Here is a 17,269-nt window from a genome sequence, read left to right as displayed (position 1 = left end):
TATCTACAGGCTTTTTCCGTGTCTGGGGCAAAAAGGTTTATAATATTCGGTTTTGACGTAAAAATACCGTAAGATGAAAAATATTCGCAACATTGCCATTATTGCCCACGTTGACCACGGCAAAACCACCTTGGTTGACCAACTTTTGCGCCAGTCCGGCACGTTCCGCGCCAACCAGCAGGTAGATGAGCGCGTGATGGACAGCAACGATTTGGAAAAAGAGCGCGGCATCACCATTTTGGCGAAAAACACCGCCATTGAATACGAAGGTTGCCACATCAATATCGTAGACACCCCTGGACACGCCGATTTCGGCGGCGAAGTAGAGCGTGTATTGGGCATGGTGGATTGCGTGGTGCTGCTGGTGGACGCGCAGGAAGGTCCGATGCCGCAAACCCGTTTTGTTACCAAAAAAGCCTTGGCATTGGGTCTGCGCCCGATTGTGGTGATTAACAAAATTGACAAACCCTCTGCCCGCAGCCAATGGGTGGTGGACCAAACCTTTGAACTGTTTGATAACTTGGGCGCAACCGATGAGCAGTTGGATTTCCCCATTGTGTATGCTTCGGGTTTAAGCGGTTTTGCCAAGCTGGACGAAAACGACGACAGCAGCGATATGCGCCCCTTGTTTGAAACCATTTTAAGCCACACCCCGCCGCCTTCAGGCAGCGCGGACGAAACCCTGCAACTGCAAATTTCGCAACTGGACTACGACAACTACACAGGACGTTTGGGTATCGGGCGTATTCTGAACGGACGCATCAAACCCGGACAAGTGGTTGCCGTGATGAACCACGAACAACAAGTCGCACAAGGTCGCATCAACCAACTGTTGGGCTTTAAAGGCTTAGAACGCGTGCCTTTGGAAGCAGCCGAAGCAGGCGATATTGTGATTATTTCGGGCATTGAAGACATCGGCATCGGCGTTACCATCAGCGAAAAAGACAATCCCAAAGGTCTGCCGATGTTGAGCGTGGACGAACCCACGCTGACCATGGACTTTATGGTGAACACTTCGCCCTTGGCTGGCACAGAAGGCAAATTTGTTACCTCGCGCCAAATCCGCGACCGTTTGCAAAAAGAACTGCTGACCAATGTGGCTTTGCGTGTGGAAGACACGGAAGATGCCGATATTTTCCGCGTATCGGGTCGCGGCGAACTGCATTTAACCATTTTGCTGGAAAACATGCGCCGTGAAGGTTACGAGTTGGCAGTGGGCAAACCGCGTGTGGTGTACCGCGAGATTAACGGTAAAAAATGCGAACCTTATGAAAACCTGACTGTAGATGTGGAAGACAGCGTTCAAGGCGCGGTAATGGAAGAGCTGGGACGCAGACGCGGCGAACTCACCAATATGGAGAGCGATGGCAACGGACGTACCCGTTTGGAATACCATATCCCTGCACGTGGTCTGATTGGTTTTCAAGGCGAATTTTTAACCATGACACGCGGTACGGGCTTGATGAGCCATGTGTTTGACGACTATGCACCCGTTAAACCCGATATGCCGGGACGTCACAACGGCGTGTTGGTGTCGCAAGAGCAGGGCGAAGCGGTGGCGTATGCCTTGTGGAATTTGGAAGACCGCGGACGCATGTTTGTTTCCCCCGGTGAAAAAATTTACGAAGGCATGATTATCGGTATTCACAGCCGCGACAATGATTTGGTGGTGAATCCCTTAAAAGGCAAAAAACTGACCAACGTCCGCGCCAGCGGCACAGATGAAGCGGTGCGCTTAACCACGCCGATTAAACTGACTTTGGAAAGCGCGGTAGAGTTTATTGACGATGACGAATTGGTGGAAATTACGCCCAAGTCTATCCGTTTGCGCAAACGCTTCCTGACCGAACAGGAACGCCGCCGCCACTTTAAGAAAGATTGATTGTATAGCTGATTTAATTTGAAACAGTTACAAGGCGGCGAGCCGCAGACAGTATAAAAATACGGCAAGGCGAGCCAACGCTGTAACTGTTTTAAAGTGGATTAGCTATAAAGGGTAAAAACAGGCTGCCTGAAAACTTTTCAGGCAGCCTGTTTGTTAATTGGCTTTTTGCCATTGTTCATCGCGGTAGATGAGCTGAAGCTCTTGTTCGCTGTTCTGTAATTCAACCTTGCATTTCATTTTATTGCGCTTTCTGCCTTCAGGCGCGGCGCAGTAAAAATCCAGCAATTTTCCGCCCGATGCTTGGGTAATCCGCACAATATCGCCTGCCGTAATGGGCGGCGGAGGAACATCGGGCGTGTGTTTTCTAAACACAAACCACATCAATACCAAGCCTATCAGGCCGACTTTCAACCAAATTCCGCTATTTTCAAACATTTTTTATTTGTAAAAGGTTTTAATATGTTAGAATCATAGCATAACGGTTTAATTTTTGTAAAACGGGTTATGGAAGAATGGTCTGATGATGACGGCGGCGCAGCTTTGTTAAGCGAGCCTGCGGTTTGTGCCGTACGCAACGGTGCGGTATGGTTTGCGAAAGCCTTTCAGTTGTTTGAGCAACGTTGGGTGGGCTGGTCAGTGTTGTGTACGGTGATGTGGCTGCTGCAATGGGGCATTTGGGCGGCGGCGCAAGTTAAGCCCGCCTTGCTGTTGGCTGTGCCTTTTGTGATGTTGATGTTTGCGGCAGGGGTAATGTCTGCGGCATCGGCACAGGAATTTGATGAAGAACCGCCCTCTATCGGGCATTTGTTTACGGTGTTCAATACCGACAATTATATCAATGCCTTGCTGCTGTATATCTTGATGCTTATCGGCGGGTTGGGGATTTTTTATTATTTGAACATTGTTTTCTTGGGCGGAAATTGGTTGCAGCTGCAAATGGCGGCGGCGTTTTTTGCGGTGTGTTTGTCGTTTTTGTTTTTTACGCCTGCTTTGGTGTTTTTACAGGGCGAAGGGGTGATGACGGCGGTGCTGTTGAGCTTGAAAACGGCGTGGCGTAATATTTTTCCGATGCTGTTGATGCTGGGTTTGCAGTGGGCGATGATGGTATTTGCCGGTTATGGTTTGCTGCCGTTTCTAACGCAGATAACGAATACGGTGTATATGGGCATGGTGCTGCTGGCGGTTTTAACGCTGGGGCAGCTGTTTATGATGTTGGGCTGTTATGCGGCTTACCGCGATATTTGGTTTGAAGATTGATGCTTACAGGCTGCCTGAAAAGTGTTCAGGCAGCCTGTATAGTCAATATGCTTTATTTCTCATACGGTGTTGGCTTGCCTTGCCGTATTACGCATACTGTCTGCGGCTCGCCGCCTTGTATGAAAAATAAATCACATTAACTATAATATTAAGAACGGCGTTTTTTGTGGGTTCTGCCTTTTTTGTGTGGGGCAACATCGCTGCATTCGCCGAGCTTGATGTGGTTAGCAGCATTGGCAAACACAATATGGTTGTTTTCCGCGTAATCTGGCGTTATCTTGCTGACACGGTATCCTGCTTGGGTTTTGTGCGGTAAGCCTATGGCAACATGGGCGCATTGTGCAGCATAACGCACAGGGCGTTGGTTAATCTGCTTGCCGTTTTGGTTAAACAGGTAAACAGTGAAGCCGCGTATGAAAGCAATTTGCCCCTGTGGTGTCTGTTTTGTATCCCAGTCCCAGTCGGTGGGGAAATCAAATTCGGGCGCAATCATGATTTTGCCCTGTGCATTGGCAACACCAAATTTATTGTCTTTGAACAATAAATAAAATTTTTCCGTATCCTGCCAAAGAAGCCTGTTGTATTCCGCTGCCAATACGCTTTCGCCGCGCTTGTTGATTAAGCCGTACAAATTATTTTTTCTGGCGATTGCCAAACCGTTTTGTTCAAAATTCTCAATATTTTGGTAAGTTTCGGGTGCATTCATCAGGGTTTTACCCGTGCGGTCAATCAGCAGCCAATCGCTGTTGTCGGGGTGTTGTACCCATGCCGTGTCTGCACCAAATTCGTGGGCATTGGCAAACTGCGGTGCAATCACAGTTTTGCCCTGCGTATCCAAATAACCGTAACGGGCGTGCGGATTTTTTTCGCCGTATTTGGTTATGGGGTCGGCGGAATAGGCAGCCAAGCCTTCGGAAAAAGGGTTAATCTTATAATAACGCGGTTCCAGCAGTATCTTGCCCGTTTGGTCGGCTAAGCCGTAACGCTCGCCGTATTCGCTGTTTTGAATGATAAAAATCGGTTTGTCCGCTTGTTTGGGCATCTGAATATCATCGTATTGCATTGGCACAACGGTTTTGCCGTTGCGGTCAATCACACCTTCTTTCCCATCTTGGTTGCTGATGTTTAACAGCAACTTACCATTTTGGCTAAATGCGTTATGTGCAAAAATAACAGGATAAGTACCAAACGGTACCAACAAGCGGTTTTGGCTGTCGGCAACGGCATATTCATCCTGTTGGTTGCGGACAACGGCGGTATCTTTATCCGCGCAGTTAATTTCTGCATATTGCTTGGCATATTGCTGTTCAAAACGCTCGCAGGCAGTTTGTTCGGCGTGTGCGACACCACACAGCAGCAGCGCACATAAACCAGCCATGCTTTTTAATGAAAAACTCATGATGTTATCCTTTGTTGAAAAAGGGTTTCATAGTTGATAAAAATAAAAACGAGACAAGGCGACAACGCCCGCCGTGTACGGGTAGTACATCAGGGCGTTGGCAACGCCGTATCGTTGCGATTGTAATCAACTATAGTATCGGACAGACAGCGGTTTTTTGCAATAAGCAGCAGGGGAAAACCTTATCTGATGCGCTTTGGCATTATAATGGTGCGTTTGTTGAACAGGAAAACCCGCCATGCGCCTTGCTGATTTTGATTTTGAATTGCCCGAACAGCTTATCGCCCAACATCCGCCTGCTGAGCGCGGCGGCAGCCGTTTGTTGGCGGCGTTGCCCGATATGCCTTTGCGCGACGGCGTGTTTGCTGATTTGCCTGATTTTGTGGTGGCGGGTGATTTGTTGGTGTTTAACAATACCAAAGTGATGAAAGCGCGTTTGTTTGGACACAAAGCCAGCGGCGGCAAAATTGAAGCCTTGGTGGAACGGGTGTTGGACGCGCACACGGCGCTGGCGCATATCCGTTCGTCCAAATCGCCCAAAGCGGGAACGGAATTGCTGTTTGACGGCGGTATCCGCGCCGTGATGCAGGAACGGGCGGGCGAATTGTTTTGCCTGCGTTTTTTGGGTGAGCAAAATGTGTATGAATTATTGGAACAAAACGGCAAACTGCCGCTGCCACCGTATATTGTTCGCGCTGCCGATGATGACGATGGTGCCCGTTATCAAACCGTTTACGCCAAATATCAGGGCGCGGTGGCTGCGCCCACGGCGGGTTTGCATTTTACCGATGATTTATTGGCACAATTAAAGCAAAAAGGCGTCAACATGGCGGAAGTGACTTTGCATGTTGGCGCAGGTACATTCCAGCCTGTCCGCAGCGACAATATCGCCGAACACAAAATGCACAGCGAATGGTTTGACGTACCACAAAGCGTGGTGGATGCTGTGGCGGAAACGCGGCAGCGTGGCGGTAAAGTGTGGGCAGTGGGGACGACTTCGCTGCGGGCTTTGGAATCGGCGGCGCGTTCGGGCAGCTTGCAGGCTGGCACAGGCGACACCGATATTTTTATTACCCCTGGTTATCGTTTTCAGGTAATAGACCGTTTAATCACCAATTTTCATCTGCCCAAATCCACTTTGCTGATGCTGGTGTCGGCACTGGCAGGCACGGAACATATCCGCGCCGTGTACCGCCATGCCGTTGAACAACAATACCGTTTTTTCAGTTATGGCGATGCCATGCTGCTGGGACGTAATTGAGTTGGCTTTTGTGGTGTGATTGGCGTATAATCGCCGTTTTCGCGGACGTGGCGAAATTGGTAGACGCACCAGATTTAGGTTCTGGCGCAGAGATGTGTGAGAGTTCGAGTCTCTCCGTCCGCATTAAAAAACACAGCCTTTTTTGAGGCTGTGTTTTTTATTTGCTTAATGGCTGATGTTATGCCGCAGGGCAAGCAGTTGAGCTTGGACGGCGTGAAGCTGGTAGCCGTGGCTGTGGAAGAACCACCAAACCAGTACACCCAGCAATATCGCCAGCAGTAGCAAACGGCGCATTTTGCGTGGCGGGGGCGGGGTGTCGGCGCTGTCGGCAGACGGTTTTTTCAGCAGGGTTTGGGTATCCAGCAGCGGGGCGGGCTGGTCGCTGCGTTCGGCGTAAATCGCCAGCCAGTTTTTAATGCCAGTGAAGCGGGCATCGGGGGCTTGGGCAGGCAGAATTTCGGCATCAATCAGTTGTTGTAGGCGCACTTGGGCGATGGGGTCGCCTTGTTCGGCGGCGCGCAGCAGCTGACGGCGTACGGTTTCTAATACGGCTTGGGGGTTGTTCAGATAGGCTTTTTTCTGTTGCTCGATTTCTTTGGTACTGAGTCCTGCTTCTTTTAGGTCAGACAAAATCACATAGGTGTCGTTGCTGATGGTTTCGTAACACAATTCGGGGGCGGTTTGCGGTACGGCAAGCAGGATTTCTGCTAAAAATTTGGTGGCGCGCCAATCGCCCGCATCGGCTGCCTGATTCGCCCAAGCAGCAGCTTCATACAGCGATTGCGGGACAAAACGCCCTACGGTATAAAGGTAGGCAAGGTAAACGGCGGCGGTGCGGTTGGTTTTGCTTTGTTTCATCAGCCCGTGCACAAAACGGGCGCTTTGGTAGGGGCTTAATTCGTGCGACAGGGTGTCGGCGGCTTGTGGCAGCGGCTGTTGTGAAAGCAGGCGGTTGGCGGCGGGGTCGGCGAGTTCCATCAACACGGCACTGAAATCCGCCAAACGCAAACGGGCATATTTTTCAATGCGTTCGGGAAAGGTTTCGCTGTTGTTGTTTTCTTTTAAGGCGAGGGCGCAGCGGGCGATTTCGGCTTCGGGGGGCAGGTCTTCGGCAAAACGGGGGTAGGTGCTTTGCGCGGCGGTGCGGTAGTTTTTGATTAAACGGCGACCGAGTTTGCTGTCGGCGGCGGTGTAGGCTTCGGGCAACTGCCCCAAATCGGGCAATTCTTCGGGCAAGGGGCGCACCAATTCGGGATAATCGTGCCAAAAATCAGGCTCTTCTGCCAATAACGCGGCAAAGGCGGGCGCGGTTTCGGCGGGGACTTTGGGGTCGGCGTTTTCCAGCCAATCGCGGTAGTGCTGCGTGTGCGCCCAATAACGCGCGGGCAACAGGGTGGCGGCGCGGGTGCTGTCGTCAATCAGAATGGGAAACACGGGCAGGCGCAACACGCCGTCGGGCAGGTGCGGCAGCCACACAAACAGCGGCGCGGTTTGCAGCGGCATATGGCTAACCATAGACGGAATGCGGTGAAACGGATTGGCAAGATGGGCGTGTGGGTGGTCGTTTGCTTCGGTATCGCCGTCTTCATCGCCGCCGTCTTCTTCGTCTTCATCGCTGTGTCTGAGAATGGCGAGACTACGCGCCGCTTGGCGCAGGGTTTCGGTATCGGTGCGCCCAGACGGGTCGTACACGATTTCCACGGTGGCGGGACGGGTATTGCCCGATTCTGCCAGCAGCGGCGAAGGCTCAACCGCCGCTGCCCACACCACGCGCCCTTGGCTGTAAAGCGTACCCAAGGCGTTGATTTGCAACCATAACGGCTCGTTTGCCAAGCCGTTGGGTGCAAGCATTTGTAAATAGGGCAGTTGTGCGGGTTCGGTGGCAGACAGGGCGTGGCGGATACTGAAATCCAGCGATTGCGGCGGCGGTTCGGCAAACGGTGTTTGTGCGGGTGCATCGGGCGGCATCAGCGCGGCGGCGGCGCACAACACGCTTTGTTCTTCATCATTGCCAAACAATGCCCCGCAAATGCTTTTTAGTGGGAAAAATACGGTTTTGCTGCCGTCATAATGGCGGAATTCTGCCAAAAAATCCGTCCACAACGCAGGCGGATAGCTGGCTGCCAGTTCGGGCGACTGCTCAACAAACTCACCGTAATGCAGCCACACCGCCGCCTGGCGGCGCGTGCGCCCCACCGTTTCGCCACAGTAAAATGCCAGCACCGACAAAAAATTCTGTTTGTCTAGCTGCTCAAAAAAACTTTCTGCATCAGGCGCTTCGTTTTGGCGTATGCTTTGCAGCAGCGCATCAATGCGGAACAGGCTTTCGGGGCTGTAATCCAAACGGCAGCCGCGCAATTCCTGCTCGTAAGCCAAGCCGTCTTGCCACGGTTTTTCTTGAAAAAACGTGTTTAAATACCACAAAACGCGGACGGTGGAAGCAGTAGGCTGGTTGTGCAGCAGGAAATCGTGGGCAGACATATCGGGTTCCGTAGGGCGCAAACTGCCTGCCTTTGGGGGCAGACAGCCGCAAAACAATTGTTGTCAAAAGGCTGGGGTGCAGACACGCACACTTTTAAATTTTGAAACAAAACAGATTATAGCCGATTTTGCCCGAAAAATAAGCGTTGCGGCAAAAGGGAAAGAAAGGCTGGGGCTTATTTGGTCAATTCGGTGTCGATTTGCTGATACAGTTGCGCAAAATCGGGTTCGCCCACAAAGGTTTGAATGATGTTGCCCTGTTTGTCCAGCAACACGCTGGTGGGGTACAGCTCGGTTTTGACAAAAGCACGGGTAACGGTGCGGTCGCCGTCATACGCCACCGCAAAGGGCAGGGCGCGACTGCTGGCGTAGTGGCGCACACTGTCCGCGCTGTCCACAGGCACGGCAATGCCGATGATTTGGAAAGGCTTATTTTGATAATCTTTGGCGGTTTGAATCAGCTTGGGCATTTCGCTGACACAACCAGGGCAAGACGGAAACCAAAAATTTAACAGAGTCACTTTGCCGTTTAAATCGGCATTGCTCAAGGTTTGCCCCTGCAAATTTTGAATGTGAAACGCGGGCGCGGGCGTGCGGTTGGGCGCGAACAATAAAAAGCCCAATGCAGCGGCAACTGCCAGTACTACCACAGCAGCAATCAGTTTTTTTTTCATAACACAAATATTTATCTTTTAATAAAAAAACAGGTAAGCGCATCAGGCAGGCGCACCACATTACCCGCCGCATCGGTTGCCGACAGGGTAACGTCTGCTTCCGCCACCGTGCGTCCCGCGCACTGCACGATTTGACGCAGGCACAATTGGCGCGATTTAACGGTTTGGATTTCGCAAACAATATCCAATACATCATCTAACACGGCGGCGCGGCGGTAACGGATGTCTATCCGCACCACCACCAAACGCGCCTGCCGCAACACGTCCTGCAAATCCTGTTGCGCGAAAAACGACCAACGCGCCGCTTCCAGAAATTCCAGATAGCGGGCGTTATTCACATGACCGTAGCCGTCCAAATGGTAGTTGGCAACGGTGCAGCGGTAAGGTTTACACGCCATGCGGTTCAAAAGCGTCCCGCGCCAGTGCGTCGCTGCTTAAGTCCATCACAATGCTGGACAATTCAATGGCAAACCATTCGCCGAAAATATCGGGATGCAAATCGGGCCATTGGCTGCTGTCTTCGCACCAATCGGCTAATTCGGCAGCAAAAATTTCTTCAATGCGCGATTGGATTTCTTCCCATACCTGTTCGGCGTTTTCGCAGGCAGGCACCAAATAGGCGTTGGCATCGGCTTGCAGGCTTTCCAGCGTAATGCCGTCCAACTGACTATCGGGCAGGCTGTTGAGCCAGTTCCAAAACGGGGGAAGCGGAATCAGCATAAATACGCTGCGGTTGACTTCGTACATGGTCTGCGCTCCTTTGGGGCGGGTGGGGAAACGGGTTATTCGGCTGGGGCAACGGCTTCTGAAGCACTGTCTTGACCGGCTTCGGCGGGGCTGTCGTTGGTTTCAGGGGTATCGGTAAGGGCTTCAGCAGGTGCAGATGCTTCGGTTTCGCGGCTTTCTGCTGCTTCCAAGCTGCTGTCGGGGGCAACCAAATCGTCAATATCCACGTCATCATCGGCAGGCAAAGCAGCAGTATTGCCGATTTGACGGTTACGCAAACCCATATATAAATCACGGGTGTAGGCATATTTATCGCCTTGAATATGGGCGAAACCGTCAGTAAACGGCAGCAGGGCTTCGCGTTTGCTTACGCCGCGCAATGCGCCCAAAGAAGCGCGTACCGCTCGTTTGGGAAACAACACGCTTTCGGGGGATTTGACTTCCATCACCACATTGCCCAAGCTGTCGCGCACGGTGGAAGGTCCGGTTAAAGGCATCACAAAATAATGGCTGTTTTTCCAGCCCCATGTGGCAAAGGTGTCGCCCAAGGTGTTTTTATTATTGGGCATATTGGCAGCGTCGGCAATATTAATCAATCCGCCCAAGCCAAATGTGGTGTTTACCGACACACGCATAAAATCGGTGCCGGCTTTTTCAATATCGCCGCGCAATAAATTGCTGCCAAAACTGACAATATCGCGCAGGTTGTCAAAAAAATTGTTTACCGCGCTGCGTACGGGGCGGGGGGTAACTTTTTGATAGGTACGCGCCACAGGCTGCATCACATAACGGTCTGCCGCTTCGTTAAAACGGAACATGGCGCGGTTATAGGATTCGTAAGGGTCGGCGGTAACGGCAACACTGGGCGGCGGTGCAGCGGGTGCGGACGCATCATCGGCAGCGTGAGCGCACGACAATGTCCCGCACAGCAGCAGCGGAACAACGATACGGCGGACAGTAAAACGGCGCTTCATCGGTTTTTCCTTTTTTAATAAAGGATTAACAGTTAATTAAAATGACGTTTGCTCTTGGAAAAAATCCTGTATTTCATACAGTTTCGCCAGCTCGCGCACACTTTCGGGCAAACCGCGCAACGCAGGCGCACCTTGCGGGCGGCGCAAAGCAGCCAACAGCAAACCGATACACACAGAATCGGCACGTTGCAAACCGCTGAAATCCACGCTGTGTACTTCGCTGCGGGCGCATTGTTCCACAAATTGCCGATAAGCGGAAGCGGTAACGGTGTGTGCCGTTGCCGTTCCGTTTACATACAGGCAGCCTTCACGAATGCCCGTGTGCATTATTTACCGCCGCTTTTGTTTAACTCGGCAATCAGTGCATCAATACCTTTTTTGTAATCGATGCCCTTGGGTGTACGTCCTTGTTCGCTGACGATTTTTTGAAATTGGCTTTGAAACGGTTTCACAATGCTGATGCCTTCGGCTTTGATGTCGTACACGCGGAACATTTTGCCGTGGCGGTAAGTAGAAAAGGTAACATCGGCTTTTTTGCCATTGGTCAGTGCCAGCGTGGTAACCACATCTACTTTATTGGCACTTTTTACCACAGGTTTGTCGTGTACTTGCACTTTGGCATTTTTAAACGCCATCATGGTGCCTGCGTACTGGCTACGGATTTTGTTTTTAAAAGCATTGATTAATGCTTGTTTTTGCTGGGGTGTGGCGTTGTGCCAAATGGCAGTGCCCATGGCTTGCGCGGTAATGCGCTCAAAATCAAAATAAGGCGTGGCGTAATCTTCTGCCTGCTTGCGGATTTGGGCATCGTTTTTGCCGTTTGCCTTGTTCAGAATATTTAACATCTGCACGGCGTTTTCGCGCACCTGCGTAACGGCGGCGGGGTCGGCAAATGCCATGCTGATGCTGACAATACCAATGCTCAATGCGTTGATTAAGGGAAATTTCTTCATGGTGTGCTCTCTTTCTTGAGGTAGTGGGTTATTCGGTTTTATCGGAAGCAACCGATTCGGCGGCTTTTTCGGTCATGCCTGTCATAAATTTGCCGATGAGTTTTTCCAACACCAGTGCGGAATCGGTGGAAGTAATCACATCGCCATTGGATAATTCATCTGATTCAATCCCTTGCAGCAGTCCAATATACTGCTCGCCCAGCAAACCCGATGTGAGGATTTGAGCGCTGACATCGCTGCTGAATTTGTATTGGCTGTCGAGATTCAGGGTAACTTTTGCCTGATAGCTTTTTGGGTCAAGCGCGATACCGCCCACGCGCCCCACCAGCACGCCCGACACTTTAACGGGGGCGTTTACTTTCAGTCCGCCAATATCGGAAAACTCGGCGCTAACCGAATAGGTGCTGCGGTTGCCCGAAAAATTGCCGCCGCCAGCCACTTTAAACGACAACGCACCCAAAGCAGCCATGCCCAGCAGTACAAACAGCCCCACCCAAAATTCCAACATACTTTTTTTCATAAACTTATCCTTGATAAATCCGCAATCAGGCGGTAAACATAAACGCCGTTAAAATAAAATCCAATGCCAGCACCGTCAGCGCAGATGACACCACCGTGCGCGTGCTGGCGCGTAAAATGCCTTCTGCCGTGGGCGTACAGTGAAAGCCCTGATACACGGCAATCAATGCCACCGCCATGCCGAAACACAACGATTTGATTAAGCCGTTTAATACATCATAGCCGAAAGTAATATTATTTTGCATGTGCGACCAAAAAATCCCGCCGTCCAAGCCCAGCCACTGCACACCGATTAAATACGCGCCGTAAATGCCCGCCACATTAAAAATACTCGCCAGCAGCGGCATGGACAGCACACCCGCCCAAAAACGCGGTGCCACCACGCGGGCAACAGGGTCAATCGCCATCACATTCATGGCTTCCAGCTGTTCGGTGGTTTTCATCAAACCGATTTCGCTGGTCATCGCGCCGCCTGCGCTGCTGGCAAACAAAATCGCTGCCAATACAGGACCCAGTTCGCGCAACAGCGAAGCCGCCACCATAAAGCCCAGTACATCGGCAGATTTAAATTTTGCCAACTGTGTATAACCTTGTAAGCCCAGTACCATACCGACAAACAGCCCCGACACGGCAATAATCAACACCGACAGTACGCCCGCAAAATACACTTGGCGCACGGTAAGGCGCAGACGCAGCAGCGACTGGGGCAGCAGGGCGAAAATCCGCAGCAAAAACAGCGTGTGTGCGCCCAAAATGCGGATAAAGGCAAGCGTTTTGCGTCCAGTGGTTTGGATAAAATTCATCAAGATTCCTTTTGGCTGGAAGGAAAATTATTTTGGTATCATGGGTTTGAAGAAGAAGTGTGTAACAAATCGTCCTGCCAACTGTTGCGTGCGGGATAGCGGAACGCCACAGGTCCGTTGGGCAGTCCGCCAACAAACTGCCGCACCCATTCGGAATCGGTGTGGCGCATTTCATCGGGCGTGCCTGAAAACAGCACTTCGCCATGTGACAAAAACACCACTTGGTCCACAATTTGCAGCGATTGTTCTATATCGTGGGTCACCATCAGGCTGGTGGCGTGCAGGGCTTGGCTGACACGGCGGATCAGGTGGGCAATCACGCCCAGCGAAATCGGGTCCAAACCAGTAAAGGGTTCGTCAAACAGCATCAGTTCGGGGTCGAGCGCGATGGTACGCGCCAAGGCAACACGCCGCGCCATGCCGCCTGAAAGTTCGGCAGGCATCAGCTGTTCCGCACCGCGCAAGCCCACGGCGTGTAATTTGAGTAACACCAAATCGCGTATCAGTTTTTCGGGCAGTTTGGTGAGTTCGCGCATGGGAAAGGCGATGTTGTCGTACACGGATAAATCGGTAAACAGTGCACCATGTTGAAACAACACCCCCATACGGCGGCGGTGGGCGGTAAGTTCGGCATTGCTGAAATCCGCCAAATCGCGCCCCTGTATCAATACCTGTCCTGCGCTGGGACGAAGCTGCCCCGTAATCAGGCGCAACAGCGTGGTTTTGCCGCTGCCCGAACCACCCATAATGGCGGCAAAATGCCCCGTTTGCACACGAAAATTGACATTGTGCAAAATGGGACGGCTGCCGTAGGCAAAAGCCACGTTTCGGCATTCGATAAAGGGGACGGCGTTCATATCAATATCGGATTGGGGGAAAGTCAGCAAAATGCCGCCCATATTAGGCGGCGGCGGGCTTTCGCGCAAGTGTGGCGACAAAATTTAACCAAGCCTTGCATTTATTTGGCTATTTCAACACACAGAACGGCGTATTCAAACCGCTGCCCGCACAGCCTGAACCCGCGTTCTGTCCAAGCCGAAACATCAAATCAGAATCGGCATCACAATGTATTTGAAATCGGGATTATCGGGTAAAGTGGCAAGGGTAGGGCGTTTGGCATCGCCAAAGGCAAGTTGCACGTCTTCGCTTTGGCTGTTGCGTAATACGTCCATCAAATAGCTGATGTTAAATGCCGTTTCCAATTCGCTACCCTGATAGGCGATTTCCAGCTCTTCCTGCGCTTCTTCCTGCTCGTTGTTGCTGCACGACACGCGCAACACACCGGGGGCAATTTGCAGGCGCACGCCACGGAATTTTTCATTGGCAAGAATGGCAGAGCGTTCCAATGCACCCAATAAAGCCGTGCGCCCAATCAGGAAAATTTTGTCGTTATCCAAAGGAATCACGCGGTTGTAGTCGGGAAATTTGCCGTCAATGATTTTGCTGACAATCACGGTTTGGTTGCAGCTGAAACGTACTTGGTTGTCTAACAGCTCAATCTGTACTTCTTCGTCGGGACGGTTGAGCAGCTTGCTTAATTCCAGCACGGTTTTGCGCGGCAAAATAATTTCGGATTTGGGCAAATCGGCATCAATGGCGGCGCTGATGTATGCCAAACGGTGGCTGTCGGTGGCAATCAGGCGCAGTTGATTGCCTTCGGTTTCCATCAGTAAGCCGTTTAAATAAAAGCGGATGTCTTGCACCGCCATGCTGTATTGTACTTGCGCCAGCATGTTTTTCAGCTGTTCTTGGGTAAGACTGAAGCGGTTGTGAACGGCTTCGGCAACGTTCATGGTGGGGAATTCTTCGGCGGGCAGGGTTTGCAGGTTAAAGCGTGATTTGCCTGCTTTCAGGGTCAGACGGTTGTCGGCGTATTCCAAACGCACGGTCGCCCAATCGGGCAGGGCGCGTAAAATATCGTGCAGTTTTTTGGCATTGGTGGTAATGGCAAAATCGCCCGCTTCGCTGGGCGGACCTTCGGTGTGGATTTGGATTTCCAAATCGGTTGCCAGCAGGGTGGTTTTGCCGTTTTGGTTTTGAATCAGGATATTTGCCAAAATGGGCAAGGTGTGGCGGCGCTCAACAATGCCAATAACGGCTTGCAAGGGTTTGAGCAGGGCATCGCGGTCGGTTTGCAGAATCAGCATAAATACGGTCCTTCTGGGTTGAATTTCATTATAAAACAATAAAATTAAATATTTTGCACGGCTGCCAGCAGTTTTTCATATTCTTTCATGATTTCTTGGTTTTCATTCAGCAGTTTTTCTACGGCTTTTACGGCGTGCATCACGGTGGTGTGGTCGCGCCCGCCAAACGCCGTACCGATGGCGGGCAGGCTCATATTGGTGAGTTCTTTGGTAAGCGACATGGCGATTTGGCGCGGACGGGCAAGGTTACGGGTGCGTTTGTGTCCCAAAATATCGCTGATGCGGATTTGGTAAAAATCCGCCACGGTTTTCATAATCAGCTCGGCGGTAATCGGCGTGGGTTTGCTGCTTAAAATGTCCTGCAGGGCATCGCTTGCCAAATCAATATTGATGTGGCGGCGTTTTTCAAAACGGCAACGCGCCAATACGCGGTTGAGTGCGCCTTCCAGCTCGCGCACGTTTTGTTTGATGTTTTGGGCGATAAACAACGCGGCATCGTGGTCTAAACCCACGCCTGCCAGTGCTGCTTTGTGCTGCAGGATATGCACGCGCATTTGCAGTTCAGGCGGTTCCAGCTTAATGGTCATGCCCCACGAAAAACGCGACAGCAGCCGTTTCTCCATATTGGCAAGGCTGTCGGGCTGTTGGTCGCAGGTTAGGATAATCTGCTGGTTGTTGCCGTGGTAGTGTTCAAACAGCAGCAAAAACTCTTCCATGGTGCGGCTTTTGCCCTGTAGAAACTGAATATCGTCAATAATCAATAAATTATAGTTTAAATATTGCAGTTTGAAGCTGTCCCAAGTGCGGTTGCGCACCGCTGCCATAAAGTTTTTTAAATATTCGTCGGCATGCAGATAACGTACGCGGGCGTGTGGGGCGAGGCGCAGTAATTCATTGCCTGTTGCCTGTGCCAAATGCGTTTTTCCCAAGCCCGTTCCGCCGTACACAAAAAAAGGATTATACATACTGTCGCCCGGTTTTTCGGCAATGCTTTTGGCAACCGCCGCCGCCAAATGATTGCCCTTGCCTTCCACCAAATTGCCGAACGTGTATTCGCCCGACAAATTGGTGGGATTATTAGGCGGAGTGTCGCGGGCTTTGGCGGGAACGGCGTTTTTATCTTTGTCTTTTGGCGGTAACACCGCAGCAGCAGGGGTTTTGCGCTCGCTGCTGCGCAAATTGCTTAAACGGTGCGCGAGAATATCCTTGGCACTGCTGTGGGCGTGCAGTTTGGGAACGGGCGTTTCTTTTTGCGGCGCGGGCTGGCGCGGTTTGCTGCGCGACTGGGCGATGGGCAGCGGCGCATCGGGCATCGGAATATCGGGAAACAGCTGCTCGGAACGGCTTAAGCACAAGCGTTGTTTGCTGTTGTTGTTTTTTTTGGTGTTTTTTTTAGCGGATTGGGCGGTGGCTTCAGCCCGTTGAGCTTCAGCCCGTTGAGCTTCAGCCCGTTGAGCTTCAGCCCGTTGAGCTTCAGCCCGTTGAGCTTCAGCCCGTTGAGCTTCAGCCCGTTGAGCTTCCACCCGTTGAGCTTCCACCCGTTGAGCTTCCACCCGTTGAGCTTCCACCCGTTGAGCTTCCACCCGTTGAGCTTCCACCCGTTGAGCTTCCACCCGTTGAGCTTCCACCCGTTGAGCTTCCACCCGTTGAGCTTCCATCCGTTGAGCTTCCGCCCGTTGAACTTCCGCCCGTTGAACTTCCGCCCGTTGAACTTCCGCCCGTTGAACTTCCGCCCGTTGAACTTCCGCCCGTTGAACTTCCGCCCGTTGAACTTCCGCCCGTTGAACTTCCGCCCGTTGAACTTCCGCCCGTTGAGCTTCCAACGGTTCAGCCATCGGATAATGTTTGCCCGTACCGATTTTAAATTGCAGCACAGGTGCTTCAGGTGCAATTTTTTTTTGAATCTCGCCCAGCTTGGCAGCATATTGGCTGCGCAGCATATTGGCAGTAAAATGGTTTTTCGCATACACCACCCATTCGCCGTTTTCTACGCCCACGGTCAGCGGAGCAATCGCCAGTTTGAACTGTTGCTCGTTTAATTCGGTGTGCAGCAAACGCAGGCACTGCGGCCAAAATTCGGCTAGGGTCATGATGCAGGGGATAAACGAAAAGATTATTTATTTCAATAAATTGTTGATTGGATAGGCACGACTTGGAACAGATAGGCGCATTATAGCCGAAAATGTTATC

At 51.6% G+C, this 17,269-nt stretch carries 17 protein-coding genes and 1 tRNA gene; 4 read left to right on the top strand and 14 right to left on the bottom strand.

The annotated features are described in order from the left end of the window. Positions 1-73: 73 nt before the first annotated feature. Positions 74-1,882: a translational GTPase TypA gene (gene typA, locus H3L98_RS00425; RefSeq protein WP_027022692.1), complete on the top strand. Its 1,809-nt coding sequence runs from the start codon at positions 74-76 to the stop codon at positions 1,880-1,882. 156 nt (positions 1,883-2,038) lie between these two features. Here the strand turns inward: typA and H3L98_RS00420 are convergent, their stop codons facing one another. Beyond that, positions 2,039-2,320 (bottom strand): hypothetical protein, encoded by a 282-nt coding sequence (locus H3L98_RS00420; RefSeq protein WP_027022691.1) that lies wholly within the window; start codon positions 2,318-2,320, stop codon positions 2,039-2,041. Positions 2,321-2,389: 69 nt separating this feature from the next. Between H3L98_RS00420 and H3L98_RS00415 the strand changes: the two genes are divergently transcribed. Beyond that, positions 2,390-3,142 carry a hypothetical protein gene (locus tag H3L98_RS00415; protein WP_182078436.1) on the top strand — a complete coding sequence of 251 codons (753 nt, stop codon included), beginning with the start codon at positions 2,390-2,392 and terminating at the stop codon, positions 3,140-3,142. Between the two features lie 148 nt (positions 3,143-3,290). Here H3L98_RS00415 and H3L98_RS00410 read toward each other — a convergent pair whose 3' ends face one another. Then, positions 3,291-4,541, bottom strand: coding sequence for a WG repeat-containing protein (locus H3L98_RS00410; protein WP_027022689.1), 1,251 nt, complete (start codon positions 4,539-4,541; stop codon positions 3,291-3,293). Positions 4,542-4,779: 238 nt separating this feature from the next. Here H3L98_RS00410 and queA point away from each other — a divergent pair, with 238 nt between their 5' ends. Together queA and H3L98_RS00400 are read left to right on the top strand one after the other, a co-directional pair. Next, positions 4,780-5,802 carry a tRNA preQ1(34) S-adenosylmethionine ribosyltransferase-isomerase QueA gene (gene queA, locus H3L98_RS00405; RefSeq protein ID WP_027022688.1) on the top strand — a complete coding sequence of 341 codons (1,023 nt, stop codon included), beginning with the start codon at positions 4,780-4,782 and terminating at the stop codon, positions 5,800-5,802. Between the two features lie 41 nt (positions 5,803-5,843). Then, positions 5,844-5,925, top strand: a tRNA-Leu gene (locus H3L98_RS00400). Positions 5,926-5,967: 42 nt separating this feature from the next. On the opposite strand, the gene H3L98_RS00395 is transcribed toward H3L98_RS00400, so the two are convergent. The 12 genes from H3L98_RS00395 to dnaA all read right to left on the bottom strand — a co-directional run bounded on the left by H3L98_RS00395 (position 5,968) and on the right by dnaA (position 17,169). Beyond that, on the bottom strand, positions 5,968-8,283 hold the full coding sequence (locus H3L98_RS00395) for a hypothetical protein (RefSeq protein ID WP_027022687.1): 2,316 nt from the start codon (positions 8,281-8,283) through the stop codon (positions 5,968-5,970). A 176-nt stretch (positions 8,284-8,459) separates the two neighbouring features. After that, complete coding sequence (locus tag H3L98_RS00390) at positions 8,460-8,957, bottom strand: TlpA family protein disulfide reductase (RefSeq protein ID WP_027022686.1); 498 nt, start codon at positions 8,955-8,957, stop codon at positions 8,460-8,462. Positions 8,958-8,968: 11 nt separating this feature from the next. After that, complete coding sequence (locus tag H3L98_RS00385; RefSeq protein WP_027022685.1) at positions 8,969-9,355, bottom strand: acyl-CoA thioesterase; 387 nt, start codon at positions 9,353-9,355, stop codon at positions 8,969-8,971. Continuing rightward, on the bottom strand, positions 9,345-9,704 hold the full coding sequence (locus tag H3L98_RS00380) for a hypothetical protein (protein WP_027022684.1): 360 nt from the start codon (positions 9,702-9,704) through the stop codon (positions 9,345-9,347). The genes H3L98_RS00385 and H3L98_RS00380 overlap by 11 nt, the downstream gene beginning before the upstream one ends. 35 nt (positions 9,705-9,739) lie before the next feature. Beyond that, positions 9,740-10,657, bottom strand: coding sequence for an MlaA family lipoprotein (locus H3L98_RS00375; protein ID WP_084481927.1), 918 nt, complete (start codon positions 10,655-10,657; stop codon positions 9,740-9,742). 36 nt (positions 10,658-10,693) lie between these two features. Next, the gene (locus H3L98_RS00370) at positions 10,694-10,984 is read right to left on the bottom strand and encodes an STAS domain-containing protein (RefSeq protein ID WP_027022683.1); all 291 of its coding nucleotides are present in this window, start codon (positions 10,982-10,984) and stop codon (positions 10,694-10,696) included. Next, positions 10,984-11,610, bottom strand: coding sequence for an MlaC/ttg2D family ABC transporter substrate-binding protein (locus H3L98_RS00365; protein ID WP_027022682.1), 627 nt, complete (start codon positions 11,608-11,610; stop codon positions 10,984-10,986). Before H3L98_RS00365 ends, H3L98_RS00370 begins: the two co-directional genes overlap by 1 nt. A 28-nt stretch (positions 11,611-11,638) precedes the next feature. Beyond that, positions 11,639-12,130: an outer membrane lipid asymmetry maintenance protein MlaD gene (mlaD, locus tag H3L98_RS00360; RefSeq protein ID WP_027022681.1), complete on the bottom strand. Its 492-nt coding sequence runs from the start codon at positions 12,128-12,130 to the stop codon at positions 11,639-11,641. Positions 12,131-12,155: 25 nt separating this feature from the next. Further along, complete coding sequence (gene mlaE / locus H3L98_RS00355; RefSeq protein WP_027022680.1) at positions 12,156-12,932, bottom strand: lipid asymmetry maintenance ABC transporter permease subunit MlaE; 777 nt, start codon at positions 12,930-12,932, stop codon at positions 12,156-12,158. Between the two features lie 38 nt (positions 12,933-12,970). Further along, complete coding sequence (locus H3L98_RS00350) at positions 12,971-13,789, bottom strand: ABC transporter ATP-binding protein (RefSeq protein WP_027022679.1); 819 nt, start codon at positions 13,787-13,789, stop codon at positions 12,971-12,973. Between the two features lie 186 nt (positions 13,790-13,975). Continuing rightward, positions 13,976-15,079, bottom strand: a complete 1,104-nt coding sequence (gene dnaN / locus H3L98_RS00345; RefSeq protein ID WP_027022678.1) for a DNA polymerase III subunit beta — start codon at positions 15,077-15,079, stop codon at positions 13,976-13,978. 44 nt (positions 15,080-15,123) lie between these two features. After that, on the bottom strand, positions 15,124-17,169 hold the full coding sequence (dnaA, locus tag H3L98_RS00340; RefSeq protein ID WP_182078435.1) for a chromosomal replication initiator protein DnaA: 2,046 nt from the start codon (positions 17,167-17,169) through the stop codon (positions 15,124-15,126). Between the last annotated feature and the right edge of the window lie 100 nt (positions 17,170-17,269).

This window comes from Conchiformibius steedae (genome assembly GCF_014054725.1).
GTDB classification, from domain to species: domain Bacteria; phylum Pseudomonadota; class Gammaproteobacteria; order Burkholderiales; family Neisseriaceae; genus Conchiformibius; species Conchiformibius steedae.
Note: the sequence above shows the minus strand (reverse complement) of the source record. Positions and strands in the feature narration are given on the sequence as shown.